Genomic DNA, 26,068 nt, shown 5'->3' on the forward strand with positions numbered 1-26,068 from the left:
TTCAAAGTTAAGATGATGGTATGACAATTTTATATACTCCATAAACCCTTTAAATTAATTAGGTGGTTTATGTCGCACTTCAAGTTTTACTCTGCCAGGTATTGAAAAATACTTTTATTGATAAATTAATACATAAAAATCAGTTGAGTAATAATTCAGAAATAGACTTACAAACAGGTTTATATAATCATTTGGCAATTAACAATTATTTAAAGGAGTTATACCCTCAATCCGAATCACCTTTTGGCATTATTTTATTGAGCGTAGATAACTTTAATGAAATAAAAACAAACCATCGTTTAAAAACTGCAAACAAAGCTTTAGTGTCAATCGCCAATGAACTCAGTCTGAATATTCGAGAAACAGATCTTATTGGGCGTTATAGTGAATCTGAATTTATCCTAATTTTAAACGATGTGACTTTAGAGCAAGCTTTGCATATTTCAAAACGCTTATCATCGTTAATTAATGCTCAATCGTTGAAAATTAATAACAAAACAATTTCACTCAAAGTCAGTTGTGGCGTAGCTGTTTCCGAAACAGATACCATGAGCAACGCTGTTCTACAGCAAGCAGATCAAGCTTTATATATGGCTCGAACCGGCAATAATCATTTTTATACTGGCTCAGGTATTTCATCATAAACACTTATAGCCGTATGATAGAGCTTCATATCGTATTTCAATAGCGTGATTTTTATTTTTTATAAATCATATATGATTATATTCTGATTCAACTGCAATAATTTAATTAAAACTCAATAATTAACATTAAATCATTATGGCTTGATGTAATTTAAATATCGTGGAATAAACATGAATGATAGATGGTGATGCAGGAATAAATTACTTCTGGAAGAGACTTAAACATCAGTTCGCCTCAGATATTATTATGAATTGGAGCAATGTTCATAAATGTATTTTAGTCTTGGTGCTGACTTTTGGTGTCCATTTATTATGGATTATTTGGAAGTTATTTATTATTTTCACGCCTAGTATTTGGCAATGGGTTAATTTACCGCTCGTTACTTCACAAATTTATGTGAATACAGCCTCAACATTTTTCGTGAGTGGGTTAATTATTTTTTGTTATCACTTCCAAAACAAGCATTGGGCAAATACCATTTTGCCACATTTTATGATTACATTTTTTATTCTCATGTTTATTGTCGATGGGTTTTTAGTCGGCATATATAGCCCTGCGACCATTTTTGCAATTGTATGTATTTCTGGTGTAGGATTGATTTTGTTTAATAGAAAATTTGTTTATTTTCATATATTTAATGCTTTTTTTATTTCCATGGTATTGATGTATCTCACCAATGAAAACCTAATCCCTTACGCACCTATTTTTAGTCGTTCATTATTAAATCAAGACCCACATCTCAATCAATTTTGGGTTCTGAGTATGATGTACTTTATTATTCCTATTCTTATCGCATGTTTAATATTGTGTGAAATTTTGCTGTCACAGTGGCGTCATAGAGAAGCGCTGATCAAAAATTTAAGCCAAACAGATCCTTTGACCAGCTTATATAATCGTCGTTTTTTCAATGAAAAACTTAATCTCATTCAACAAATGCAAATTAACTACACCATTATTTTAATGGATATTGATCATTTTAAAGAGATTAATGATGCTCATGGTCATCTTTTTGGTGATCAAGCACTGCAAAAAGTTGCGACTTTATTGTCTTCCCATGTCCGTCATTCAGATATTGTTGCACGTTATGGTGGAGAGGAGTTTATTATTGCGATGCCTGAAACATCTTTAGATATTGCTTATGAAATTGCGGAAAGATGTCGTTTTGCCATTGAAAATCAAATGCTTGATGATTCACAAAAATATTTAGATATTCGACTTACTGCAAGCTTTGGTGTCGCATCATCAACACATGATACTGATATTAGTAAAATCATACATCTTGCAGACCAAGCCTTATATTTTGCTAAACAGCATGGTCGCAATCAAGTACAGCTTTATAACGATCAAATCACTGCATAAAGTTCACTTACTTTCTATTATTATTGTGTCCGATATTGCTCTTCGCATGCGACAAACTCAAACTCTGCTTTAGCTTCATCTATCCATTGCTGAATAGCAGACACTGTTAATATTTTTTGCATATAACGCTGACTGGATTCAGAAATAGGAATGCCATACGTAATAAATCGCATCACCACGGGTGCATAAAAAGCATCTGCAATACAAAATTCATCACTAGATAAAAAACTATTTTGAGATGGCCGTTCAGCCCACAATTGCTCAATACGTTTTACATCATTTTTGAGTTGAGTATTTTCTTGCCAAAGTCGTGCTCCGACTTCTTTTAAATCTGCTTCAATATTCATATCGCAAGTATTACGTAAATTCATAAAGCTGCTATGCATTTCTGCCGACATTGATCGGGCACGGGCACGTTGTTTTAAATCTTTAGGCCACAACTGTTTTTCTGGAAATTTGTCTGCAAGATATTCACAAATGGCTAAGGAATCCCAAACCAAAAATCCATCATCCACTAAAGCAGGGACTTTACCAGTCGGATTTATTTTTAAAATAGATTGTTTAAACTGACTGTCCATAGCGAAATGGTCAAACGGAATTAAGTGTTCTGTGAAAGAAATATTAAAATGTTGCAATACCAACCACGGACGCATTGACCAAGTCGAATAATTTTTATTGCCAATAAATAGCTCTAACATTTCGGAATACCTTTTTATTTTAGAAAGGACAGAATTTATCTGCTACAGAATGTAGATACTCTATCTAATATCATGATTTTACTTTCTAACATAATATTTAAGCAAAAAAAAAGAGTAGCGAACTACTCTTTCTATCTATTCTAGAGTGATATATTTTGATGTATTAAAATAAGAATGCGATACCTAAACCAGTTGTATAACCACGGTTATCACCACTTAAATCTACACCAATACTACCATCAAGCTGAGTACGATCATTTAAAGCATAGATCAAACCAGAACCTAAACCATATTCATAATCTTGACCTTCAGTTTTAGAATAAATAAATTCTGAAAATCCTGAAAGTTTACCCGCAATTTTATAACCGACCGTAGGAATAGCTGTAATAGACCAATCACCGTCTTGCACAGCATAGTTCATGGTGATTCCAGTCGTGACTAAATCGTTATACTGATAATCTAATGATGTTCCGATGCTGTAAATATCATCTTCTTCAGTAAATTCATCATTACCTGTAGCAATCAAAGCTTGAGCCAATACCGCCATAGATAGTTTATCATCATCTAAATCAATGGCTTTTTTAATCCCAATAGTGACATCACCTAAACCAGAATTTTCGTCTTTATGACCTTTAAACTTGGTTTGCGTCCAAGCTGGACCTAACCAACCCAGTTGTAATTCCATACTTGACGTTAAACCTGTACGAAACAACATATCTGCATTTAAAGTAACCGTCTTTGCTTTTGCACCATCAATTTTACTTTCGGTGTAACTTGCACTTGGCAAGCCCTGTTCCCAAGCCAATTGACCTACAGGCGTGATCCCTGTACCAAAGCCTGCACCTGGACGGTCAAAGGAAAATTCTGCTGCCATTGCACTTATACTTAAACTAGAAGCAAGGACTAAAGTGATTTTATTTAAAATTGTCATATTGAGACTCAGACTTTAGGTTAATTCTTTGGACATTTTTGCACCGCGACTACGTAACAACTCTAAAGACTCTTTCTCTTCAGGTAAAGCCTGAGACCAATCAATTTGATCAAATTCACAATCAAAGAACAAATCACAGATGGATGACAGAATTGTTTTGCCTTCTTCATCTTTCGTATTTGGGTCAACATTGTGATCGAGCAGCTTCTGAACGACTGGTGTACAAGCAGCACTTGCAGCATCCCACAATGGCCCATAACATTCTTCTGCATCCCATAAATAAAAATTTGCTTTACCTTGAATCAGGGCATCCAAAATATCTAAATGTGGTTGTAAATCTTTCACTTTATCTTCTGCACTCAGTGGCTGTCCTGCTTCATAAGCATCACAAATTTTTTCCCACCACTTAAACAGCCCATCAGACCAAATTGAAACAGCTGGTCCTTTTTCAGGTTCCATAAAATTTGGATCAAAGCCTTCTGCAAGTAAGCGTTTTACCTGAACGAGGTCTAAATCTTCTAAAGCCTGTATAAAGACTTGTTGTTGCGCTGATAACATATTGATCTCCCTATTATATTCATAGGACTATTATGCCGAATATTTTTTAAATTACCTTTAAAAAATTAACTACTTCTCAATTTTTGGTCGAAATGGCATTTATTGTTAGTTTATGACAAACTGAAAACCTAATTAGATAAGATCTATTATATTTTGTTCTAAATTATTAAAATTTTTCAATTAAAATCAAATATTAACTCATACAATAAAAAAGCCCCGTAGGGCTTTTTTTAAACTTCTTCATCGATAATTTCAAGTTGACCACCACGTGGATTCTCATTTTTTTCAAGCACATGTTCTAAGCTTCGCTTAACGCGATCAATTGCTCCATGTAGTGCTAAATCTATATTTTTTGCTTTATGTGTAACGACAACTGGTTTTAGTCCTGCAGCTTTTGCTTCAACCATACAGCGAATGTCATCACCTCCGCCTTTGTCGCCATTTTCATCACTTATATGAACCGAAAAATGGGTAATACGCTCACTATGGCGTTGAAATTCTTGATTTAATTCATCTCTCACGTATGTAATTAAACGTTCACTATTTTGAATATTCTTATCTGTACGGATTTCAATGTTCATAAAATATTATCCTCTACCTATTTGAACCTTTCTTACTCAAAATTATCACAATTTTTTGAATTTTGAGCATGCCTTAAGTTTGCTGTGTCATAGCTTTTCATCTTCAATAAATTGGAATTTGTCACTCCTCTATTGAATGGATGAACACTTATTTATCTGCAGATTCGTGTTCTTATATCTTCAATATCAGGCCATATCGAAAAATATGCAAGTGGATTTTTGAATTTTTTATGAAAAGAATATGAAAAATGACAACTTGTTACTTTGTTTTATAATTGAATGATTTTTTTATATTTTTATATTCAATTACATAAAAATAGCTCTTATAAAACAAACTCATTTCAAACAATGCAATTTCAAGACAGACAAAAATAAATCCTCATGCTTTTTTTAAATAATGTGGTTTTTATACTTTTCTTGTGACGATTTTTTACGATTCAAAAACACAATTGCATTTGATATTTACATATTTATTTACGTTTCATCCCATTTTTACTTTATTTTTATTAAAGAATCTGTATCCTTGAAGCGCTTTCTTGGGGGGAGATTTTTTCATGAAACTTACACAAATTGCTGCTATCTGCACAATCGCAACAACTGCAACTTTGGCTCAAGCTACACCTGTTTGGCAGGATTTCAGCTTAACTGGTCTTTATGGTGAAAACTATGCCTTACCTGCAAATGGTAACGATAGCAACCAGCAAAACACCATTACTGCTGAATATGCAGCAAAACTTCAGTATGGTGATTTTTTTGCATTTGCAGACCGTACGAATAATGATTTAGATGGCAACGAAACTTATTTCGAAGTCTCTCCTCGTTTAAGCCTTGGCGCTGTTTCAGGTAAAAAACTTGAAATTGGTCCAATTAAAGATGTATTGATTGCAACCACTTGGGAAGGCGGTGAAGGTTTCAATAACTACTTATATGGTTTTGGTTTCGATTTAGCGATTCCTTATTTCCAATATGCGCAGTTAAACTTTTATAAAGCTGACAACGATAAAAATCTGAATGATGACTATCAAGTAACATTCACTTACGGTGTGCCATTTAAACTTGCATCAGAAGACTTCCTTGTAGATGGTTTCATGGACTGGTCAACAACTGAAGATGATCATGCGAGCGAATTAAACTGGACAACACAGTGGAAATGGAATGCTGGTAAACACATTTCTCCAAAAACTAAACTTTATCTTGGTGTTGAATATTCTGTATGGAACAACAAATACGGAATTAAAGATCTAAACCAAAATGATGTAAGTGCTTTAGTTAAGTATCATTTCTAATTGATATTGAAATGAATCAATATAAAAGCAAGGCTGATGTCTTGCTTTTTTATTGCCCAAAAATGTATTTCTTTTTAAAATAAAAAATCAAATTTCACATCGACTATATCCATGATTTTTCAGATTCGGCCTGCTCAAACCTCAGATTTAAAACATATCATGCGAGTTTATAACCATGAAATTGCGACTGGTTTAGCCACATGGAATAGTCAATTGAAGACTTTTAACGATTATCAGCACTGGTTTTTAGAATTAGAACAAAAGCAGTTTCCACTTTTTGTTGCAGAAGAAATTGCGACTAAAAGTATTGCAGGTTATGCAGATTATTCGAGCTTTAGACAAATTAATGGTTATAGCCAAACTGTTGAACATTCAGTTTATATTGATCCACTGTTTGCTCGCCAAGGTTTAGGTAAAACCTTAATGCTCAAATTGATTGAACATGCCAAACGACACAAGATTCATGTGATGATTGCTGCAATTGACCATGAAAATTTTGGCTCGATTCATTTACATACGCAACTTGGTTTTAAACAAACAGGCTATATGCCTCAAGTCGGACAAAAATTTGGGCAATGGCGTGACTTGGTATTAATGCAATTAACCTTTGATGAAATTCAGCCTGAATAAATAAGAATATAGGATAAAAGTAATGAAAATAACTCCCCTAAAAATACTACTGATTTATACAATGCTATCAATTACAGCGAAAAGCCATGCAGAAAATTTATACAAAAGTGAATTAAAACAAAGTTGTGCAACAATAAAACAATATCGTGAGCTTGGTCAGAAATTTTATGATCAAAAGCAATATCAAAAAGCACTTGAACAGTTTAAAAATCAAGCATCATGGTCTGCATTTTGCCTCAGTAATGCCGAAGAAAGTGGTGCAAAAATTTCGGAAAAAGATATTGAAGTTGCCAATAATAATGTCGGTTTAAGCTATGCCAAATTAAATAAACCTTTATGGGCAAGAGCTTGGTTTCAAATTGATAAACAATCTAAAATCAGTCAATTTAATTTAAAACAACTTCATGAACCGAAACAAGCAACTGATTTATCAGGTGAATATGTTAGTTATGCTGGTTTTGGTGAATGGGATTACATTAGTATCAGTAAGAAAAATAGACAATATTTGATTGCATATTCAGGCGTTTATATGGGAATTACCAGTCTCATTTATGGACCAAATATGGGAGAGTTTGATACGACTATGCCATTAAATAAGAAACAGGTCATGTACCAATATGAAGATTGCAAAATATCTTTGCAATTCAAAAGCAGTAACGACAAAGGTAATTATATTGAAGTGACTCAAAGTAAAAGTGATTCTGGCTGTGGTTTTGGCCATAATGTATATGCTGGTGGAACTTATATGAAAGTGGAAAGTTAATTGATTCAAAATATAAAAAAGAACGATTTTTCTCATCCATTCAAATTTGGCTTTATCATCAATTAGGTACAATATCTGTTATAGCTCTTTTCACCGTCATATTCAGCGATACAATCCTCTGAAAAGACGTCAGCTAAAAACTGCGATTGATAACAATTTAAATGCATTAAAGCTTTTGCCCTGAGTAGTAGCACTTTATGATTTTTTCTAAATAACTGACTGAATCTATTATTCAATAGACTACACTTTTTTATTTTCGTGTTTTAATATATTGCTTATTTAATAATAATGTAGAGGGGAATATGGCAAAATTTTTGAATACAAGTGCGACCAACTTTTTCTTAGAAGAGCTCATAAAAAATGCCAAGGAACGCTTGATTCTAATCAGTCCGTATTTACGTTTAAATGATCGAATCAAAGAATTATTAGAAGATAAAAATCGTTTAAAAATTGATATTCGGATCATTTATGGGAAGAGTGATTTACATCCCGATGAAATAAAATGGATGCAAAAATTAGAATATATTCGGGTCAGTTTTTGCAAAAACTTACATGCGAAATGCTATTTAAATGAAGATAGTTGTATTATTTCCAGTCTAAATCTATATGAATTTAGCCAAGTCAATAATAACGAAATGGGGATTTTGGTTAAGAAAGATGATGATACTGATGTATATAAAGATGCTTATGAGGAAGCTCAACGCATTATTCGTATAAGTGATGAGGTCAGAATTTCATTAGATGAAGTTAAAACAATTCAGGCTTCTGATGAGTCTGAAAAAATAGCAGAAACCTCAAATAAACTAACAACGTCAAAGTTTGCTGCAAAACATAAGCTTAAAACCGCTGATTTATTAGATAACTTTGTGACCAAAGGCTTCCTCTCTTTAAATGATGTTGGAAAACACGTATTAACAGAACAAGGTAAAGCGATAGGTGGTGAGTTTAAGTCGAGCCAATACGGTAGCTATTTTCTATGGATAGAAAACATGGAATTTTAAATAAAAAAATCCCCGAATATTCGGGGATTTTTTTAGCTTAAACGCTCAAATCAGCCAGATTACCTTTCTTTTCTAGCCATTCTTTACGGTCACCTGCACGTTTCTTAGCAAGTAATTTATCCAGTAAACCTGCTGTAAAGTGCGCATCATCCAAGTCCAATTGCACGAGACGACGTGTGTTTGGGTCTAAGGTTGTTTCACGCAACTGGCTTGCATTCATCTCCCCTAGTCCTTTGAATCGAGTAATTTGTGGATTCTTGGTTTTAACTTTCTTTAAGATCGCTTCTAACTCATTATCATCAAGTGCATAATGCACTTCTTTCAAATCATCTATACGATATAAAGGTGGCATCGCAACAAATAAATGCCCTGCTTCCACCAAGGTTGGAAAATGCTTTACAAACAGAGCACACAATAGCGTTGCAATGTGTAGACCATCCGAATCGGCATCGGCAAGAATACAAACTTTGCCATAACGCAGCTCGGAAAGGTCATCACTGCCAGGGTCTACGCCAATCGCAATCGCAATATTATGAACTTCCTGCGACGCTAAAACCTCATCGGAAGATACTTCCCACGTATTCAAAATTTTCCCACGAATCGGCATGATTGCTTGGAAATTTTTATCACGCGCCTGTTTAGCCGAACCGCCCGCAGAGTCACCTTCTACAATAAATAATTCAGATTCTTCAAGTGTATGACCTACACAATCCGAAAGCTTGCCTGGTAAAGTCGGGCCAGCCACAATTTTTTTACGTTCAACTTTTTTCGCTGCTTTTAAACGACGACCTGCTTTGGCAATGGCTAGCTCAGCCAATTGCATTGCAACTTCAGAGTTTTGATTCAACCATAATGCAAAAGCATCTTTGGCAATATTCAGCATGATGCCCGCTGCTTCACGGCTTGAAAGACGTTCTTTGGTTTGCCCTGAAAATTGTGGTTCTTGAAATTTAAGAGAAAGGATGTAATTAACCCCATCCCAAACATCTTCCGCAGACAGCTTCATATTACGTGGCAACAAATTACGCAGTTCACAAAATTCACGTAGCGCATCGGTCACGCCCGAACGTAAACCATTCACATGCGTACCCCCCTGCGCAGTTGGAATCAGGTTGACATAGCTTTCCTGAATTTGTTCACCACCTTCCGCATTCCAACAAATGGCAAATTCAGCACTGGCACGTTCTGCATCACCTGTTGCGACAAAAGCAGGATCTGGAATAATTTCACGCTCTTCCAACTCATCCATCAAATAGTCAACCAGACCATTTTCAAACTGCCATTCTATTTTTTCATCATTAATTTGGTCGACATAAATAATTTGCAAACCTGCAGCTAATACCGCTTTGGCTTTTAAATTATGTTTTAACGCTTTTAATGCAAATTTCGGAGAGTCAAAATATTTTGCTTCTGGCCAAAAATGAACTGTTGTTCCAGTCGCACGTTTTGGTGCTTTACCTTCTAAAACCTCTAAAGGCGCAACAGGTTCACCGTGTTCAAACGCCATTTTATATAGATTGCCATGACGTTGAACTTCAACTTCAACACGATCAGATAATGCATTGACAACCGAGATACCGACCCCATGCAATCCACCTGAAAATTGGTAGTTATCAGTACTGAATTTACCACCTGCATGCAATTTAGTCAGAATGATTTCAATACCGCTTTGTCCATATTCGGGGTGAATATCCACAGGCATACCACGACCATTATCTTCTACCGACAATGAGCCATCTTTATAGACAGTAACAGTAATTTTGTTGGCATGCCCTGCAAGTGCCTCATCGACCGCATTATCAATAACTTCTTGTGCCAAATGGTTTGGACGCGTGGTATCGGTATACATGCCTGGACGACGACGAACAGGATCTAAACCCGATAAAACTTCAAGTGATTGAGCCGTATATTGAGACACGTTAATACTTTTCCTTTTATTTTACAGAATAGGATAAAAATTCGAAAATCATCGGCAATTTATCTGCAAAGTTTTCCATTGCATGGCTGCCATTCATTTCAGTCATGATCAGCGATGTAGGTGAAACAGCACTATAATACCGTTCAGCTTCACGATAATCTAAAACTTCATCGCCTTGTTGCAGCAATACCATGATTTTGCTTGCATCTTGCACAAACGGCACGGCAATGCGTTCTAAATAATCAAGTTGTGCATTATCCAAAGTCCATTGCTCTGTGACTTTAAAGGGGATCTGCTCTATACCGAACAGATCGCGGAACAATCGCCATGGTCGCATAGCAGGATTAATCAGAACAGCAGGCACACCATGTTTTGCGACTAATTGTGTCGCATAAAAGCCGCCTAAGCTACTCCCAATTAAAGCAACATCATCCAGTTGCTCAATCAGTTCAGATACTGTAGCCAAAACTTGATCTGGTTGTATATTTAAATCTAAAAAATGAATATTATGCGATGAATGACAATGACAATAGTCAGCTATTAATTGCCCTTTGACCGATAAAGGGCTACTTTTAAAACCATGTAGATAGATAATATTCATGAGATGGATTGCTTTTATAAACAATAATGATCTATATTTATGTGACTTTTGTCACATTTAGGTTTTAATTTGCATATAATAAAGTTTTGTCGGACAAAAAAACTAAAACTTAAATGTGGTCAAGGGTATCTTCAAACTGTTCAGGATGAACAACATAAACCGTTTGATTAGGAATTTATACAACGATCTTGTACAAAAATAAAGCTTTGGTACATGATCAATCAGGATGAGGAAAATAACAAATGCCGAGTTTAACCCCTCTACATGAAACATACTGTAAATGGGATCGTTCGCCACCAAGTCAGGCGGATGTATTAGAAGGTTTAGCTCAACTTGTGAGCACTCCTTTAAGTGGCGTTGTACAAGACTTCATCCAGTCGATTCAGCGTGAAATGTTACTAAGCATTTTTGGTCTAAGTAAGAAAAAAGCCAAACGTTTTCAATCACGCCCCCTAGTCGATAAGTTTTATCAACTGGGATATAACGCTTTACAAAATTATGGCAGTCACCTACTTGCGCCTATTTTAAGAAAAACCATTGAGCGTTTTCCAAACTTACATGAGAAACCATTAACGTCTCATATGACTTTTTTAGTCAGCGCTTTAAATGGTGTATTGGGTGATTATTTACTTGCGATTCATAACCCTTTAGCCCTGTCTCCAATGATATATGACCATTACGGCGCAGTCCAACAAGGCGATTTGGCAGGACGCATTGTGATTTTTTCACATGGTTTGTGTATGAATCATTTAGATTGGACAAATCAAAACAATGGCGGGATTGGTGAAAAACTACTTGCTCAGCGTGATAACAACACCATGCTGTATTTTAACTACAATACTGGACGAAGAATTTCTGCCAATGGGCGCTCACTCGCCAACCTTTTAGAAGATTTAGTCAAACGTAATCCACGTATTACCAGTATCGATTTGATTGGTCATAGTATGGGTGGCTTAGTTTCCCGCAGTGCTTTGTTTTATGGCAAACAAAATATACATTCATGGTTTCATATGGTTGAAAACTTAGTCTGTATTGGTTCACCGCACCATGGCGCAGTATTGGAGCGTTTTGGTTTTGCCATTCAAGAAAGAATTGGACATTTTCCTATCGTCAAAATTATTAGTCATATTGTGAATATTCGCAGTAACGGTATTTTAGATTTACGTTATGGCAGTGTTCGTGATGATGATTGGGAACATAATAATGCACGTATTGGTTTGATGGACGATAACCGCAAACCCGCACCATTACCTTCGCATATCAATACATTCCTGATTGCAGGTACTTTAGAGTTGGAAAATCGTAAAAATCGTACTTTAAAAGTCATTGGCGACTATTTGGTCAGTGTGAAAAGTGCTTTGGGTGAGCATCCAAACCCACGTTTTCAGCTTAAATTGCCTGAGTCACATAAAGCCGTATTTTATGGACTCAACCATTTTGATATTCAATATCATCCTTTGGTTTCAGAACAAATTGCCAAATGGTTTTATCCACGACATGATGAATTAGCTGAAGAGCAAATTCGTAAATATTTGATTAAACTAGAAAGTATGCAAGGCATTGTGGAAACCTAGTCATATATTTTCAAATTATAAACTGATGTTACGCAGTAATATCTAAATCACACTTTGTATCTCGAAGAATGTAGATACGCGACAAAGTCAGCCGCAATTGTTTGAAGCAAGACTCATTCTAATTGCGAAGGTTTCTGCGACACATTAAATAATTTGAAGGACGTGGACGAGTTCTACGGATGACAATGCATTTGGGTACTTTTGTCGAAACAAAAGTACCCCGAGCCGAAGGCTAATCCCTAAATCAAAACTATTGACGTAAGACTCCGTTAAAAAATGGATTAATATTTTTAAATGCGTAACATCAGTTATTAATCAAAAAAAGCCAGTTTTCACTGGCTCTCGTTTTGAATATTTTAATACTTTCGGAACAGTTGCCACATACTCACCAAAGCAAGCCCTGCAAAGAAAAGGAATGACCACACAGGTAAAGAATGTCCTAAGAATGTCCAATCGACCATTGCACATTCGCCAGAGCCTTTTAAGACATTTTCGAATACTGCTTTTAAAGGCAGAGTATCGACCCAATAGTCTAAACCAGGCCCGCAGCTTGGTACTTGGTCTTTAGGCAAATTTTGTAGCCAAACATGACGAGCAGCAACACCTGCTGACCAACCAACGGCAAGTAATCCTAAAAAGGCATAGCCTCTTTTAACCACATTCTTTTTAGGATTATGCAAAAAGGCGAGCAGTGAAATTACACCTAAGCCAATTAAACCAATCCGTTGAAATACACATAGCGGGCACGGTTCTAGCCCCTGAAAATGTTCTAAATACAGAGCAAATGCCATTCCAAGCACACTTGCTAAAAACAAAAAACCACTCACGAAGCGATAACTACGCCATTGCATGGCATTTCCTCTTAATTTTTATCTTTGATTATCTAAACTTAGCAAGATATTCATCAAAACTGATATCTTTTTCTTGCTCAAGTTGCTGTTGATTTTGCAGTGAAGTCTGCGCAAGCTCTTCAAAATACGCTAAAGTTTCAGCACTTAAAGTATGTTGTTCGTAAAGCTTAATGTGTTCTTTGGCCATATGGCTACCAAAACTCCATGTTCCGCCTTGCTCCATGGTATCGGCAATGACATGAGCAGACAGTGTTTCATCCACATCATCTATACGGCTTTGCATTACAAGCATCGCTTGACTGTATAAATCGGTTGCATAACTTTGATTCAAAGTATCGGCTAAAGGTTGCATGGCAGTGACATGTTGCTGAATCCACGCTATTAATGGCAATTCTTGTCCTGCTTCTAAAATTTTTGCATTCGGCGCACGACCGCGATTCACCACTTCAGCTTGGTTTTGTTCAATCAAATCTTGTTCTACATCGAGTAAATCTGGGCTATCTTGAAGTAAGCAATACAATGCTAAAACTTCTAAGAAGCCTGCAGTGTCTTCATTAATCCCAATCGCACTGTACGGGTTCACATCTACTGCGCGTAATTCCACATAGCCAATACCACGCTTCGCTAAAGCTTGAGAAGGTGTTTCTCCAGCCTGTGGAACTTGTTTAGGACGAACTAAACTGTAGTATTCATTTTCAATTTGTAGCACATGATCATTAATCTGAATCGCTTCACCATTCCCATCATTTAAACCCAAACGGCTAAATTGTGCATATGGTGTATTCACTGCTTTTTGCAGTTCTGCGACATAACCTTCTAAATTGTTATAATGTATACCTAATTGTTTTTGTGCAGAATTTTGATAACCAAAACGCCCCATTCTCAAAGCAGTCGCATATGGTAAATACAACGTACCTTTGATCAATGGTAATAATTGATGCTCACGCCCAGTCATGAAACATTTACACACTGAAGGGCTGGAGCCAACGAGGTACATCACCAAAGGAGTAAGACGAATAAAATTACGTACCAAGCCCAAATAGCGATGACTACGATAATCTTGCAGGCTTAAACTTTTGAGCGCTTCATTCGTTTCATGCTGTTGTAATTGCTCAAATAAAGCATCTGGAAATGACACATTATAATGCACACCAGAAATAGTCTGCATACGGCGACCATAGCGAATACCCAAACCATGACGATATAAGGTTTTGAATTGACCAATATTCGATGTGCCATAGTGTGCTAAACGAATATTTTCTTCTTTATCGTCCAACATACACGGCATAGACAGTGGCCACAATTTTTCATCATTTTCTAAATGACGATACACCACAGCATGAATATCAGTCAAACAGCTTAATGCTTCTGGAATGCTTGGTTTCGGTGGGGTAATAAATTCCATCAACGCTTCAGAATAATCTGTGGTGATGTGTGGATGAGTCAATGCAGAACCTAACGAATGCGGGTGATCTGCTTGAGATAAGAAACCATTACTTTGCATACGCAAACTTTCACGCTCAATACCACGCAACATGCCTTTGAATAATTCAGCATCTGCCCAAGTCGGTAGGATGGCTTGAGTGTTGGCTTCAGTTTGACTCATCTTTTGCTCACTTATCTTAAAGAACGTCTTAAAATAAAATTATTTAAGCGCAGTATAACGTGAATTATCGATATAACATCATCTCTGATCTTCGTTTGTACTGAATATTCATTTTACTTCGGCAAAGTTTTTATCACAAAGTTCACCTACAAGACATCTAAAATTTGTGATTCTATATCAATGTGATCATTAAAAAGCTGTATCTATTATGAATTATCAACAAGTTATCGATTTTTGGTTTAGCACAGACACACAACCTTTTTGGTTCGCAAAGAGTGATGCTTTTGATCAAATTTTACATGAGAAATTCGCACATACATTCGATCAAGCTAAACATTGTGAACTCTGGACTTGGCGTGCAACGGCTGCAGGGCGACTGGCTGAAATTATTGTTTTAGATCAATTTTCTCGTAATTTATATAGAGATCATGCCCAATCTTTTGCACAAGACTCACTTGCATTGGCTTTATCTCAGGAAGCAATCCGACTTCGCTTAGATCGAGAGTTAACCCCAGAGCAACGCTCATTCTTATACATGCCCTTTATGCACAGTGAATCTAAAATCATTCATACGCAAGCATTGCAACTGTTTGAAGAATTAGGGAATCCAATCAATTTAGATTTTGAGAACAAGCACAAAACCATTATTGATCGTTTTGGACGCTACCCGCATCGTAATTCAATTTTAGGACGTGAATCGACGGCTGAAGAAATTGAATTTCTAAAACAGCCCAATAGTCATTTTTGATTTTTATAGCTTATGCATCATAAAGAGTTTGCATAAGCTATTTGATCGTTCATGTTAAAAATATGAATGATGTTGAATAAATATTTAAAAAATATAAGTGTGCTTAATAATCGTATTCTCAATCATTTCTGCATTGATGGACTTTAATCTATATCCATGCGAATTGTAGCTTGGAAATAATGGTATGCCATTGCCGAGTAAAACAGGCATGATAAAAACCTCTAAACTATTGATAAGATTCTGCTCAATAAATGTATTTTGTAATTGAGTTCCGCCCACAATCCACACATTGCCCTTAAAATTCTGTTTTAAATGATTGACCAGTGCATGAACGCCAAGACCCCAGACCGAAAGAGATGGATGATATAATGCTAAATGTGGCTGAGATGTCACAATGAATCCTTTTTGATTTGGATATGGCCATTCCCCATCAAAAGAACAAATGACTTCATACGTTTTACGCCCCATAATGACAATATCAATATCTTTGATAAAATCATCATAACCACAATCAATGCTTTGAAATGGTGTTAAAAAGTCTACAGAACCATCCTGAGTAGCAATGTAACCATCTGCACTTGTTGCAATATAACCTTTAATTTGAATACTCATTCCATTCTCTATAAACGTAGTGACTGTATGACTTTATCAAATCAGCAACTTCTACTTCTTATTAAATTTTTATTTAAACATCGATACAACTTAAATTCTGCCACAACCAATTAACAAAATTCTTCTTGAAATTCATCATCAGTCCATCAAGTTAGAACAATATAATTTGTCATACTAGATGCACTCAATGACACCATTCTTCCCCAATGAACAAGGAGCGCGATACATGAACAAAATACTGATTGGTCTGTCCATGGTCGCAGTCCTCACAATCACAGGTTGTGCGACGCTACCCAGTAAACCACGTACGTTCGAACAACTAGGACAATACAGCACAGTTCCACTCAATGATCATAGCTACCGTATTAGTTACCAAGGCAATAGCAATATAAGTTTTGCAACGGCTGAAGAAATCACCTTGCTTAAGGCTGCACAAACCACGGTATTAAATGGTTTCACTTACTTTAAAGTACAAGATGATCCAAGTAACAAAAGCCAACAACCGCCAAGAAAAGCAGTGGTCTACCCAACACCAACATATCCACCATTTAGATATGATTACAGACGCTATCCAATGTATTGGAATGACCCATTTTATAATATGCCGCAAGTGGTCACACTCGATCCTGTACAAGTGTCATATACCATTGAATGCTATAAAGATAAAAAATCATCACCGCCCGATGCTTTCGACGCTCGTCTGATTTTACAATCTTTAGGGCAAAAATATGGACTTAGTCCTACAGGACAAGTACTGCAACCACAGGAAAATGCGGTAACATCATCAAAATAATAAATTTTCTGGAATTTGCATGAATGAAACTGAACAACACCTCGTTCCAAGTTTAGATCGAAGTAAACGTTTTGCAACAATCGCACTGATCATGGCGGTTGTTGCATGGATTATTTTAATCATTACAGCAAAACTTTTACCTGAATATGCATGGTTTATTCACATACTCATGTTAGGCGCAGAAGCAGGTGTTGTTGGCGGTTTAGCAGATTGGTATGCAATAACGGTATTATTTAGAAATCCTTTTGGGAAAATTCCAATTCCGAAATTTTTAAAAAACCACACCGAAATTATTCCCCGTAACAAAGCCCGTATTGCAGAATCTATGGGTAAGTTTGTGCAGGAAAATTTTCTTTCTCCACAAGTTGTTGAGCGTAGCTTAAACAATATTGACCCTAGTTTAGCCATTGGACAATGGCTTGCAAATCCCAAAAATAATGGTCAAGTGGTTGAGGTAATTCAACAAACAGTACCGAAAATATTTGAATTTGTCGGGCAAGAGCAAATTGCACGCTTTCTACAAAATAACAGTGTGCAATGGGTGCGCGACACACGCATGAATAATCTTGCCAGTGAGATGTTACGTGCTGTATTGGAAAATGATTTCCACCAAGATGTGTTACAACGTGGTTTAGATATTGCACATGAATGGATGATCACTCATCCTGAAAAAACCCGTGAATTGACCCAAACTATGTTTAAAGAACTGGGTGTTTCACGTCTTGCCAAAGGTGCTAGTTGGATTGGGATTGATGTAGAACAACGTACGATAGATTCCTTGCTTGAAAAAGTTGAGTCGATGCTTGCTGACCCAGACCATCCTATTCGTCAAAAAATTGAAGAAGTTGCACATCAGTTGATGATTGAATTATCGGATAATAATAGCACTGCAAGTATTCGTTTAAATGAAACCAAGAATGCGCTGTTAGACAGTGAATCGTTATTGAATTTTGTGAGCAATGCAGTTGTTATTTTATGTGATGCCATCAAACTTGATTTAATGAAAGCCGACTCGGGCATTGCATCAAGCATTCGTGTTGCGATTCAGCAAGTTGGTGAAAATTTAATTAAAAATCAATCTGTTCGTGACTTATTCAATGACCGTATTAGTGGTATCGCGATTAATTTAAGCGACCAATATAGCGAAAAAGTGATTCGTTTTATTAGTGAGCGAATTCATGAGTGGGATTCTACGGAAATGATTGCCAAAATTGAAAATGAAGTTGGTGGCGATTTACATATGATCCGTGTCAATGGTGTCGTGGTGGGTGCTTGTATTGGCCTAACTTTAGGTGTGATTCGAGCGGTCATTGATTTTGTGATTTGAGCATAAAGATTGTTATTACTTACAACTGTTCATCAATATTGTGGAGCATTATTCAGATAATACGTGTGACACTTGAAACACACATAAAGCGCCTGACTTGAATAAGCTAGGCTCTTTTATTTCACAACAAATAGTGAATATAAAGTCAGCCTAACTCATTGAAATAATTACATACAGGACTTCGATAAAATCTCTATTAACAAAAATATAGCTGATTACTATTTCGCCCTTGACCTTCCCATAATAGTAAGGTTTATGCTTTAAGCAACGAGTATAAGTGCTATAGGTATTTCTTATGGGAACAGCAACAAATATGATTTCTAATCAGATGAAAGTTACATTAAAAATAGAAGGAATGACATGTGCCAGTTGTGTTGGTCGTGTTGAAGCAGCACTCAAAAAAGTTGATGGCGTACAATCAGCTTCGGTCAACCTAGCGACTGAACGTGCTGATATTACACTGGATAAGCCTGTAAAGCATCAGGCACTGGTTAAAGCAATTGAACAGTCTGGCTACGATGTTCCCGCTGAACATATTGAATTATCCATTAAAGGCATGACCTGTGCTTCATGCGTAGGTCGTGTAGAAAAAGTGCTTAAAGCCATTTCTGGCGTTAAAGAAGCCAATGTCAATCTTGCCACCGAACGAGCAACAATAACGGGTACAGCGAGTGTCGATGCTTTAATTACAGCTATTGATAAAGCGGGTTACGATGCCGAGAAAATTCAGGCATCTATTTCTGATCAAACCGAACAACTTGAAAAGAAAGATCAGGAACGTGCAGAATTAAAACGTGATCTAACGCTTGCTACAGTTCTGGCATTGCCTGTTTTTATTCTAGAAATGGGTTCTCATCTTATCCCTGGTGCCCATCAACTTATTGATCAAACCATTGGAATGCAGAATAGCTGGTATTTACAATTTATTTTGACCACTTTAGTGCTGATCATTCCAGGTCGCAGATTCTATCTGAAAGGCTTTCCTGCATTATTCCGTTTAGCCCCAGACATGAATTCACTGGTTGCTGTTGGTACATCCGCAGCCTATCTGTTTTCTATTGTCGCTACGTTCATTCCCAAAATTCTCCCATCAGGGACTGTGAATGTGTATTACGAAGCGGCTGCGGTGATTGTCGCGTTAATTTTATTGGGTCGTTTCTTAGAAGCCAAAGCCAAAGGAAGAACGTCTGAAGCAATTCAGCGTTTAGTTAGCTTACAAGCCAAAACAGCCCATGTTTTACGTAATCATCAAACCGTGGATATTCCCATCGACCAAGTCGTTGCAGGTGATACGGTCATTGTAAAACCAGGTGAAAGAATACCTGTGGATGGTCAAGTCATTGAAGGTAAAAGTTTTGTTGATGAATCTATGATTACAGGTGAGCCTATCCCTGTTGAGAAAGAGATTGGCAGTGATGTCGTTGGCGGTACGATTAACCAAAATGGCGCATTGACCTTTACCGCAGTTGCGGTGGGTGGTGAAACCATGCTTGCTCAAATTATTCGTCTGGTTGAGCAGGCGCAAGGTTCTAAAATGCCTATTCAGGCCGTAGTCGATAAAATCACCTTATGGTTTGTTCCAGCGGTAATGGTCGCTGCTGTACTGACTTTCCTTGTCTGGCTGATTTTCGGCCCATCCCCTGCTTTAACCTTTGCCTTGGTCAACGCAGTAGCGGTTCTGATTATTGCCTGCCCTTGTGCAATGGGATTGGCAACACCAACCTCTATTATGGTTGGAACAGGTCGTGGTGCAGAATTAGGGGTACTATTCCGTAAAGGTGAAGCTTTACAACTATTAAAAGATGCCACAATCGTTGCCGTAGATAAAACAGGAACATTAACCGAAGGTCATCCTGTATTAACGGACTTCGAAGTAACAGCATTATTTGAACGTGATGATGTATTGGCGATGGTTGCAGCTGTTGAATCCCGTTCTGAACATCCAATTGCAAAAGCTATTGTCGATGCTGCAAAACATGAAAAACTTTTGCTACCTAAAGTCGATACCTTTGATTCAGTGACAGGTATGGGCGTTTCTGCAACCATCGATGCTAATAAAAAAATTAATATCGGTGCAGACCGCTATATGACTGAATTGGGTATTGATGTTGCACCATTCATCACGACTGCCCAGCGTTTAGGTGATGAAGGTAAATCTCCGCTTTATGTCGCGATTGATAGTCAATTGGCAGGTATTATTGCAGTTGCCGATCCAATCAAAACAACAACGCCAGCAGCAATTAAAGCGCTACATCAATTGGGTCTTAAAATTGCAATGGTCACGGGTGATAATGCTCGTACTGCTCAGGCGATTGCCAAACAACTGGGCATAGATGAAGTCATTGCTGAAGTTCTGCCAGAAGGTAAAGTCAAAGCCGTTAAAGCGCTTAAAGCAAAATATGGCAATATCGCCTTTGTTGGTGATGGCATTAATGATGCACCTGCTTTGGCTGAAGCCGATGTAGGATTGGCGATTGGAACAGGTACCGATGTGGCAATTGAGTCTGCGGATGTAGTATTAATGTCTGGTAATTTGCAAGGTGTTGCCAATGCCATTGCATTATCCAAAGCGACTATTGGTAATATTCATCAGAACTTATTCTGGGCGTTCGCCTACAACGTCATGTTGATTCCAGTTGCTGCGGGTATATTGTACCCAGCCTATGGAATATTGATGTCACCAATCTTTGCGGCAGGTGCAATGGCACTATCTAGCGTATTTGTTCTAGCGAATGCTTTACGTTTACGTCGATTCCAACCACCCTTAGGTCAATAGGGTTCACGGAGGGTATTATGAATATTGGTAAAGTCTCTCAAGCTTCAGGTATTACTACCAAAATGATTCGTTACTATGAACAAATTGGTTTAATTCCTGCTGCGGGTCGTAACGATGCAGGCTATCGTTCCTATTCTGCAAATGATGTTGAACGCTTAAAGTTCATCAAGCGTAGTCGTGAACTTGGCTTTTCTATCGCAGAAATAACCGACTTACTTGATTTATGGAATAATCAAAGCCGACAAAGTGCAGATGTAAAACGCTTGGCTCAGGGGCATATTGAAAAATTGGAGGAACGTATCCATGACTTACAACAAATGGCAAATACTCTCCAAAATTTAATAGATTGCTGTGCGGGTGATGATAGACCTGATTGTCCTATTCTAGAGGGATTACAACAACCTCAGCATGAAACCAAGGATATTCATCATCATAATGACCTGCTCTCTATTGCGCCTCTAACCAGAAAAAAATAGGATAAAAGGAAGGTAAATTTTACCTTCCTTTTACTTTCTAATCGGCTGTATTACGCAAATATTCAAAAGTTAATTTTCTAGAACCTAAATCATTGATCTCATTATTGTTAATAAAAAAGCGACTCAAAAGAGTCGCTTTTTTATTAGGATGGTCTTAACGAGGTGGAAAACCTGCTTCCGTTAGAGCCTTAATCACTTGCTGCTGTGTTGCTGTCGTTTCAACTTTTACACTACGCTTTGGTGGATCGGTAAGTACTTGAGCATCTGCATCTACAGATTGAATTGCTCTAGTCACACCACGAGCACAGCCACCACAGGTCATATTTTCAACATGAAATTCCATTATCGTTCTCCAAAATTAGAAGATGTAGTTAATATAGACCTTGCCATAATTGTAAGGTCAAGCTTTATTCAAATTTAATGAAGAAAAAATTGCATAAGGCTTTCATAGACATATCACTTCACCCTATTTAGCTCCCAAAACCAACCTGCTAAACTGTTCGCAATACACTCTATTAAATCAAACTGGTCATGATCGAAATTCATTCTAAACTTCCTGCACAAGGCGTCACTATTTTCAGCATCATGACCGCAATGGCACAACGCCTAAACGCACTGAATTTATCACAAGGTTTTCCAGACTTTCCTGCCCCACCAGATTTACTTCAAGCCCTTAGCCAAGCGACATTCGATGGTTTTAACCAATATGCCGCAGGGGATGGATTACTTGCGCTTAGAGAACAAGTTGCACAACAATATTTACAGCGTGATGAATTACAACTCGATCCACTCACTGAAATCACCATTACAGCAGGTGCAACGATCGGGATTTTTAGTGCGATACAAGCCTTCATCCATGCAGGTGATGAAGTTATTATTTTTGATCCAAGCTATGACAGTTACGCCCCAAGCGTTCAATTGGTTGGCGGTAAAGCCATTCATATTGCGCTAAATGCGCCTGAATTTTCGGTCGATTGGAATCAAGTCAAATCTGCGATTACCGATAAAACTAGAATGGTGATTGTGAATACGCCACACAATCCGACGGGTGCGATTTGGGCAAAACAAGACTGGTTAAATTTGATAGAACTGATTCAAGATAAAAATATTATTGTGTTGTCCGATGAAGTTTATGAACATTTAATTTTTGACGGTGCGAAACACTATTCGGCATTGTCATTTCCACAACTCAGAGATCGTAGTTTTGTTGTGGGTTCTTTTGGTAAAACATTTCATGTCACAGGTTGGAAAACAGGGTATTGCGTCGCATCACCTGAACTGATGAAAGTATTTCGTCAGATTTATCAATTCGCCAATTTCTGTGGGGTGACTCCAGTACAAATGGCTCTTGCTAATTATATGTCACAACACCCTGAACATATTGCAGGGTTATCAAGCTTTTATCAGCAAAAGCGCGACCTATTTATTTCAGGGATCGAGCATTCAAAATTCAGTTTGATCCCATCTAAAGGCACATTCTTCCAAAATATCGATTACAGCGCTATTCGCCCAGATTTGAATGATGTTGAAATGTGTAAAATCTTAGCCGAAGAATACAAAATCGTGGCAATTCCTGTTTCTGTTTTTTATAAACAAGCACCTGAAAATCTACGCTTAATTCGTTTTTGTTTTGCGAAGAAAGATGAAACATTGATACAAGCCTGTGAAATTTTAAATCAAGTTTAATCATGTACATTTAAAATGAGTTTATTCTCAAATGAGAAGAATTTATAAAGCCTGAGTTACGGAAATACTCAGGCTTTTTTTTAGATATATGTTACTGTCATAAAAGAAATAAACGTAAAATTTGGACAATAGAAATATAAATGCCAACACGTCAGAATATGATTGATCACCCACAGTTTTGGAAAGCATTTTTAATCTTTCTAGGGCCGCTGATCATCACCAATATCTTGCAAAATCTTTCAGGTACAGTAAATACAATTTTTGTGGGGCAAATGCTCGGTGTAGATGCTATTGCTGCAATTTCGGTATTTTTTCCCATCTTATTTTTACTGTTGGCTTTTGTGATAGGTCTATCTTCTGGGGCAACCGTTTTAGTTGGACAGGCATGGGGCGCAAGAGATATTGAAAAAGTACGTACTGTTGTCGGTGCATTGCTATTCATGACCCTCATTGGTGGAACGATCATTGGATTGGCTGGTGCACTTCTCTCCGAACAGATTTTATTGTTACTTGGCATTGACCAAAAGGTGATGCATCTGTCTGTGCCTTATGTCAGATGGATGTTACTCGGTAGCCCATTTCTATTTATTTATATTACTTACACGTCTATTCTGCGTGGTGTCGGTGACAGTACCACACCACTCATTGCATCTGGTCTCACCATTTTAATGGGTGTAATCATCACCCCTATTTTAATTGGCGGCTATTTAGGTTTTCCTAAAATGGGGATTGTTGCACCTGCGATTGCGAATGCAGTAGGCTTTGCCTCAGTTTTAATATTCCTCTATATTTATTTAAATAAAAAAAATCATATATTGAGACCAGATGCAGCATTGATCGCACATATTCGATACCACCCTGAAATTAGCCGTCTTATTTTAAAATTAGGCATTCCAACAGGGGTTCAAATGGTCACCAACTCCGTTGCAGGTTTGGTGGTGATTGGACTGGTGAATCAATATGGATCACATGCTACCGCAGCGTATGGTGCAGTCAATCAAGTTCTGAATTATATTCAATTTCCGGCATTATCAATTGCCATTGCAGGCTCAATTTTTGCAGCACAAGCAATTGGTGCAGGTAAATCTGAATTACTTGCTAAAGTCACCAAAGTCGCTTTACTGAGTAATATTCTGATTACTGGTGGTTTGGTTTTATTGGCTTATTTATGTTCTAAATATTTGATGGCATTGTTTATTACCGACCCAACTGTTATTGAGTTAGGGCAACAGTTACTCTTTATTGTTTTGTGGTCAATCTTATTTTTTGGGGCAAGTGCAATTTTTGCATCAATTATGCGAGCGAGTGGAACCGTAACTATTCCTATGATTTTTAATATTGTTGCAATCGTTTTTATAGAAATACCTTGCGCTTATTTATTTAGTCAATGGTTTGGACTCAAAGGCATTTGGTATGCCCTCGCACTGACTTTTTTCAGTCTATGTTTAATGCAAGGTTTGTATTACCAATTTGTATGGAAGAAAAAAGCCATTCGAGTACTCATATAAATATCGATTGAATGCCGCCATTTTCGATTCTGGTCAGGTCTCCGGATTCATGTTGATCGCAATCAAAATAACAAAGTAAATGTAAAAAACCCATAAATTGTCTCCAACTTATGGGTTTTCAGTTTCAAGCCTTATGTGGTAAGGCTACACATTATTTTGGTTCTAATTTTTTACTAAATTTAGTCGCATAAGCTGTAATTTTTTGATAACCCGTCGGTAAAATACGCTGTACTAAATCGAGGACTTTCGCATCATTACCAATCAATAAACGACGTTGATCTTTCAATACTGCATCTAACATTTCTTGTGCAGCTTCAACCGCAGGCTTACGTAAAAGTTTATTAAAGGCTTTTGCAGACTTCTCTGGATTCATACCAATCGTACGGATGCTGTCACTCATACGTGCATCATTTGCGATATTGGTACGAATACCACCTGGGTGTACACAAAGTGCTGATACACCACAGTTTTCCAAATCTAATTCTTGGCGTAAAGATTCAGTGAATCCACGTACTGCAAATTTAGTCGCATTATAAGCAGATTGAGTAGGTTGTGCAGTCAAACCAAATAGGCTTGAAATATTGATAATATGCCCATCACCCGTTTTCTTGATATAAGGTAGGAATTCTTTCGTTCCGTAAACCACGCCCCAGAAATTGATGTTCATGATCCATTCAAGTTCTTCATAGGTAGCGCCTTCTACAGTAGAACCCAATGCAACACCTGCATTGTTAAAAATCATGTTTACAGAACCATGATTTTGTACAGTTTCTTCTGCCCAAGCTCGCATTTCTTCAACTTTAGCAACATTGACTTTTTTACTTGTTACACGGACGTTATATGATTTGACCAATTCAACTGTGTCAGCTAAACCTTTTTCATTCACATCACTAATGGACAAATGGCAACCTGCTTTTGCCAATAAAATAGCAAGTTGTTGTCCCATACCAGAGCCTGCACCAGTAATTGCAGCGACTTTGTTTTTAAAATTTTTCATTGTTTATCCTTGTTTTTAAATCCGCACAGCAACTTTTCATGTTGCGCAGCACACTCACTCAATATAATTTTGACAATCAATATTGTCAAATATTATATTATAATTTCTTCGATGGGTTTTTATACAGAAAATCTAAAATAGGT

25 protein-coding genes are annotated in these 26,068 nt (G+C 37.0%); 14 read left to right on the forward strand and 11 right to left on the reverse strand.

What is annotated here, in order from left to right; all coding sequences use genetic code 11:
* The first annotated feature begins 62 nt into the window (after positions 1 to 62).
* The gene (locus ACG94X_RS08910; RefSeq protein WP_419383371.1) at positions 63 to 644 is read left to right on the forward strand and encodes a GGDEF domain-containing protein; all 582 of its coding nucleotides are present in this window, start codon (positions 63 to 65) and stop codon (positions 642 to 644) included.
* Between the two features lie 247 nt (positions 645 to 891).
* Positions 892 to 2,004, forward strand: coding sequence for a GGDEF domain-containing protein (locus tag ACG94X_RS08915; protein ID WP_419383372.1), 1,113 nt, complete (start codon positions 892 to 894; stop codon positions 2,002 to 2,004).
* Positions 2,005 to 2,024: 20 nt separating this feature from the next.
* On the opposite strand, the gene ACG94X_RS08920 is transcribed toward ACG94X_RS08915, so the two are convergent.
* From ACG94X_RS08920 to ACG94X_RS08935, 4 genes are all read right to left on the reverse strand, one after another.
* A complete protein-coding gene (locus ACG94X_RS08920; protein ID WP_419383373.1) occupies positions 2,025 to 2,702 on the reverse strand; it encodes a glutathione S-transferase family protein in 678 nt (225 codons plus the stop codon).
* 163 nt (positions 2,703 to 2,865) lie between these two features.
* Positions 2,866 to 3,633, reverse strand: coding sequence for a transporter (locus tag ACG94X_RS08925; RefSeq protein WP_419383374.1), 768 nt, complete (start codon positions 3,631 to 3,633; stop codon positions 2,866 to 2,868).
* Between the two features lie 15 nt (positions 3,634 to 3,648).
* Positions 3,649 to 4,191, reverse strand: coding sequence for an ankyrin repeat domain-containing protein (locus ACG94X_RS08930; protein WP_419383375.1), 543 nt, complete (start codon positions 4,189 to 4,191; stop codon positions 3,649 to 3,651).
* Between the two features lie 230 nt (positions 4,192 to 4,421).
* Positions 4,422 to 4,772 (reverse strand): HPF/RaiA family ribosome-associated protein, encoded by a 351-nt coding sequence (locus ACG94X_RS08935; RefSeq protein ID WP_419383376.1) that lies wholly within the window; start codon positions 4,770 to 4,772, stop codon positions 4,422 to 4,424.
* Between the two features lie 554 nt (positions 4,773 to 5,326).
* On the opposite strand from ACG94X_RS08935, the gene ACG94X_RS08940 reads away from it, so the two are divergent.
* The 4 genes from ACG94X_RS08940 to ACG94X_RS08955 all read left to right on the forward strand — a co-directional run bounded on the left by ACG94X_RS08940 (position 5,327) and on the right by ACG94X_RS08955 (position 8,452).
* On the forward strand, positions 5,327 to 6,058 hold the full coding sequence (locus ACG94X_RS08940; RefSeq protein ID WP_419383377.1) for an outer membrane protein OmpK: 732 nt from the start codon (positions 5,327 to 5,329) through the stop codon (positions 6,056 to 6,058).
* Between the two features lie 111 nt (positions 6,059 to 6,169).
* On the forward strand, positions 6,170 to 6,688 hold the full coding sequence (locus ACG94X_RS08945; protein ID WP_419383378.1) for a GNAT family N-acetyltransferase: 519 nt from the start codon (positions 6,170 to 6,172) through the stop codon (positions 6,686 to 6,688).
* A 22-nt stretch (positions 6,689 to 6,710) separates the two neighbouring features.
* Complete coding sequence (locus ACG94X_RS08950) at positions 6,711 to 7,451, forward strand: hypothetical protein (protein ID WP_419383379.1); 741 nt, start codon at positions 6,711 to 6,713, stop codon at positions 7,449 to 7,451.
* A 302-nt stretch (positions 7,452 to 7,753) separates the two neighbouring features.
* Positions 7,754 to 8,452 (forward strand): phospholipase D family protein, encoded by a 699-nt coding sequence (locus ACG94X_RS08955; protein WP_419383380.1) that lies wholly within the window; start codon positions 7,754 to 7,756, stop codon positions 8,450 to 8,452.
* 37 nt (positions 8,453 to 8,489) lie between these two features.
* On the opposite strand, the gene parE is transcribed toward ACG94X_RS08955, so the two are convergent.
* Complete coding sequence (gene parE, locus ACG94X_RS08960; protein WP_419383381.1) at positions 8,490 to 10,370, reverse strand: DNA topoisomerase IV subunit B; 1,881 nt, start codon at positions 10,368 to 10,370, stop codon at positions 8,490 to 8,492.
* Between the two features lie 16 nt (positions 10,371 to 10,386).
* On the reverse strand, positions 10,387 to 10,971 hold the full coding sequence (locus tag ACG94X_RS08965; RefSeq protein ID WP_419383382.1) for a YqiA/YcfP family alpha/beta fold hydrolase: 585 nt from the start codon (positions 10,969 to 10,971) through the stop codon (positions 10,387 to 10,389).
* A 242-nt stretch (positions 10,972 to 11,213) separates the two neighbouring features.
* Here ACG94X_RS08965 and ACG94X_RS08970 point away from each other — a divergent pair, with 242 nt between their 5' ends.
* Positions 11,214 to 12,545 (forward strand): PGAP1-like alpha/beta domain-containing protein, encoded by a 1,332-nt coding sequence (locus tag ACG94X_RS08970; RefSeq protein WP_419383383.1) that lies wholly within the window; start codon positions 11,214 to 11,216, stop codon positions 12,543 to 12,545.
* A gap of 356 nt (positions 12,546 to 12,901) precedes the next feature.
* On the opposite strand, the gene ACG94X_RS08975 is transcribed toward ACG94X_RS08970, so the two are convergent.
* Positions 12,902 to 13,396 (reverse strand): disulfide bond formation protein B, encoded by a 495-nt coding sequence (locus ACG94X_RS08975; protein ID WP_419383384.1) that lies wholly within the window; start codon positions 13,394 to 13,396, stop codon positions 12,902 to 12,904.
* 28 nt (positions 13,397 to 13,424) lie between these two features.
* Positions 13,425 to 15,002 (reverse strand): glutamate--cysteine ligase, encoded by a 1,578-nt coding sequence (gene gshA / locus ACG94X_RS08980; RefSeq protein ID WP_419383385.1) that lies wholly within the window; start codon positions 15,000 to 15,002, stop codon positions 13,425 to 13,427.
* A 208-nt stretch (positions 15,003 to 15,210) separates the two neighbouring features.
* On the opposite strand from gshA, the gene ACG94X_RS08985 reads away from it, so the two are divergent.
* Positions 15,211 to 15,750 (forward strand): DUF924 family protein, encoded by a 540-nt coding sequence (locus tag ACG94X_RS08985; RefSeq protein ID WP_419383386.1) that lies wholly within the window; start codon positions 15,211 to 15,213, stop codon positions 15,748 to 15,750.
* Positions 15,751 to 15,834: 84 nt separating this feature from the next.
* Here the strand turns inward: ACG94X_RS08985 and ACG94X_RS08990 are convergent, their stop codons facing one another.
* Positions 15,835 to 16,362 carry a dihydrofolate reductase family protein gene (locus ACG94X_RS08990; RefSeq protein WP_419383387.1) on the reverse strand — a complete coding sequence of 176 codons (528 nt, stop codon included), beginning with the start codon at positions 16,360 to 16,362 and terminating at the stop codon, positions 15,835 to 15,837.
* A 226-nt stretch (positions 16,363 to 16,588) separates the two neighbouring features.
* Between ACG94X_RS08990 and ACG94X_RS08995 the strand changes: the two genes are divergently transcribed.
* From ACG94X_RS08995 to cueR, 4 genes are all read left to right on the forward strand, one after another.
* Positions 16,589 to 17,155: a CC0125/CC1285 family lipoprotein gene (locus ACG94X_RS08995; protein ID WP_419383388.1), complete on the forward strand. Its 567-nt coding sequence runs from the start codon at positions 16,589 to 16,591 to the stop codon at positions 17,153 to 17,155.
* A gap of 19 nt (positions 17,156 to 17,174) precedes the next feature.
* On the forward strand, positions 17,175 to 18,482 hold the full coding sequence (locus ACG94X_RS09000; RefSeq protein WP_419383389.1) for a DUF445 domain-containing protein: 1,308 nt from the start codon (positions 17,175 to 17,177) through the stop codon (positions 18,480 to 18,482).
* A 295-nt stretch (positions 18,483 to 18,777) separates the two neighbouring features.
* Complete coding sequence (locus ACG94X_RS09005; protein WP_419383390.1) at positions 18,778 to 21,258, forward strand: heavy metal translocating P-type ATPase; 2,481 nt, start codon at positions 18,778 to 18,780, stop codon at positions 21,256 to 21,258.
* Between the two features lie 17 nt (positions 21,259 to 21,275).
* Positions 21,276 to 21,734: a Cu(I)-responsive transcriptional regulator gene (gene cueR, locus ACG94X_RS09010; RefSeq protein ID WP_419383391.1), complete on the forward strand. Its 459-nt coding sequence runs from the start codon at positions 21,276 to 21,278 to the stop codon at positions 21,732 to 21,734.
* 154 nt (positions 21,735 to 21,888) lie between these two features.
* Here cueR and ACG94X_RS09015 read toward each other — a convergent pair whose 3' ends face one another.
* On the reverse strand, positions 21,889 to 22,077 hold the full coding sequence (locus tag ACG94X_RS09015) for a heavy-metal-associated domain-containing protein (protein ID WP_419383392.1): 189 nt from the start codon (positions 22,075 to 22,077) through the stop codon (positions 21,889 to 21,891).
* A 188-nt stretch (positions 22,078 to 22,265) separates the two neighbouring features.
* Here ACG94X_RS09015 and ACG94X_RS09020 point away from each other — a divergent pair, with 188 nt between their 5' ends.
* Both ACG94X_RS09020 and ACG94X_RS09025 read left to right on the forward strand, forming a co-directional pair.
* Positions 22,266 to 23,420 carry a methionine aminotransferase gene (locus tag ACG94X_RS09020; RefSeq protein ID WP_419383393.1) on the forward strand — a complete coding sequence of 385 codons (1,155 nt, stop codon included), beginning with the start codon at positions 22,266 to 22,268 and terminating at the stop codon, positions 23,418 to 23,420.
* A gap of 140 nt (positions 23,421 to 23,560) precedes the next feature.
* Entirely contained in the window at positions 23,561 to 24,928 is a 1,368-nt protein-coding gene (locus ACG94X_RS09025; RefSeq protein ID WP_419383394.1) for an MATE family efflux transporter, read from the forward strand.
* Between the two features lie 151 nt (positions 24,929 to 25,079).
* Here ACG94X_RS09025 and ACG94X_RS09030 read toward each other — a convergent pair whose 3' ends face one another.
* The gene (locus tag ACG94X_RS09030) at positions 25,080 to 25,925 is read right to left on the reverse strand and encodes an SDR family NAD(P)-dependent oxidoreductase (protein WP_419383395.1); all 846 of its coding nucleotides are present in this window, start codon (positions 25,923 to 25,925) and stop codon (positions 25,080 to 25,082) included.
* Between the last annotated feature and the right edge of the window lie 143 nt (positions 25,926 to 26,068).

This window comes from Acinetobacter psychrotolerans, from assembly GCF_048552595.1.
Lineage (GTDB): Bacteria > Pseudomonadota > Gammaproteobacteria > Pseudomonadales > Moraxellaceae > Acinetobacter.

Excerpts from the sequence above, each read along its gene's own strand:
- ACG94X_RS08930 (WP_419383375.1), bottom strand. The coding sequence starts at position 4,191 with ATGTTATCAGCGCAACAACAAGTCTTTATACAGGCTTTAGAAGATTTA.
- ACG94X_RS09030 (WP_419383395.1), bottom strand. The coding sequence starts at position 25,925 with ATGAAAAATTTTAAAAACAAAGTCGCTGCAATTACTGGTGCAGGCTCT.
- ACG94X_RS09000 (WP_419383389.1), top strand. The coding sequence starts at position 17,175 with ATGAATGAAACTGAACAACACCTCGTTCCAAGTTTAGATCGAAGTAAA.
- ACG94X_RS08975 (WP_419383384.1), bottom strand. The coding sequence starts at position 13,396 with ATGCAATGGCGTAGTTATCGCTTCGTGAGTGGTTTTTTGTTTTTAGCA.
- ACG94X_RS09015 (WP_419383392.1), bottom strand. The coding sequence starts at position 22,077 with ATGGAATTTCATGTTGAAAATATGACCTGTGGTGGCTGTGCTCGTGGT.
- ACG94X_RS08945 (WP_419383378.1), top strand. The coding sequence starts at position 6,170 with ATGATTTTTCAGATTCGGCCTGCTCAAACCTCAGATTTAAAACATATC.
- ACG94X_RS08935 (WP_419383376.1), bottom strand. The coding sequence starts at position 4,772 with ATGAACATTGAAATCCGTACAGATAAGAATATTCAAAATAGTGAACGT.
- ACG94X_RS08915 (WP_419383372.1), top strand. The coding sequence starts at position 892 with ATGAATTGGAGCAATGTTCATAAATGTATTTTAGTCTTGGTGCTGACT.
- ACG94X_RS08985 (WP_419383386.1), top strand. The coding sequence starts at position 15,211 with ATGAATTATCAACAAGTTATCGATTTTTGGTTTAGCACAGACACACAA.
- ACG94X_RS08955 (WP_419383380.1), top strand. The coding sequence starts at position 7,754 with ATGGCAAAATTTTTGAATACAAGTGCGACCAACTTTTTCTTAGAAGAG.
- ACG94X_RS08950 (WP_419383379.1), top strand. The coding sequence starts at position 6,711 with ATGAAAATAACTCCCCTAAAAATACTACTGATTTATACAATGCTATCA.
- ACG94X_RS09005 (WP_419383390.1), top strand. The coding sequence starts at position 18,778 with ATGGGAACAGCAACAAATATGATTTCTAATCAGATGAAAGTTACATTA.
- ACG94X_RS09020 (WP_419383393.1), top strand. The coding sequence starts at position 22,266 with ATGATCGAAATTCATTCTAAACTTCCTGCACAAGGCGTCACTATTTTC.
- gshA (WP_419383385.1), bottom strand. The coding sequence starts at position 15,002 with ATGAGTCAAACTGAAGCCAACACTCAAGCCATCCTACCGACTTGGGCA.
- ACG94X_RS08940 (WP_419383377.1), top strand. The coding sequence starts at position 5,327 with ATGAAACTTACACAAATTGCTGCTATCTGCACAATCGCAACAACTGCA.
- ACG94X_RS08970 (WP_419383383.1), top strand. The coding sequence starts at position 11,214 with ATGCCGAGTTTAACCCCTCTACATGAAACATACTGTAAATGGGATCGT.
- ACG94X_RS08965 (WP_419383382.1), bottom strand. The coding sequence starts at position 10,971 with ATGAATATTATCTATCTACATGGTTTTAAAAGTAGCCCTTTATCGGTC.
- ACG94X_RS08925 (WP_419383374.1), bottom strand. The coding sequence starts at position 3,633 with ATGACAATTTTAAATAAAATCACTTTAGTCCTTGCTTCTAGTTTAAGT.
- ACG94X_RS08990 (WP_419383387.1), bottom strand. The coding sequence starts at position 16,362 with ATGAGTATTCAAATTAAAGGTTATATTGCAACAAGTGCAGATGGTTAC.
- ACG94X_RS08995 (WP_419383388.1), top strand. The coding sequence starts at position 16,589 with ATGAACAAAATACTGATTGGTCTGTCCATGGTCGCAGTCCTCACAATC.
- ACG94X_RS09025 (WP_419383394.1), top strand. The coding sequence starts at position 23,561 with ATGCCAACACGTCAGAATATGATTGATCACCCACAGTTTTGGAAAGCA.
- cueR (WP_419383391.1), top strand. The coding sequence starts at position 21,276 with ATGAATATTGGTAAAGTCTCTCAAGCTTCAGGTATTACTACCAAAATG.
- ACG94X_RS08920 (WP_419383373.1), bottom strand. The coding sequence starts at position 2,702 with ATGTTAGAGCTATTTATTGGCAATAAAAATTATTCGACTTGGTCAATG.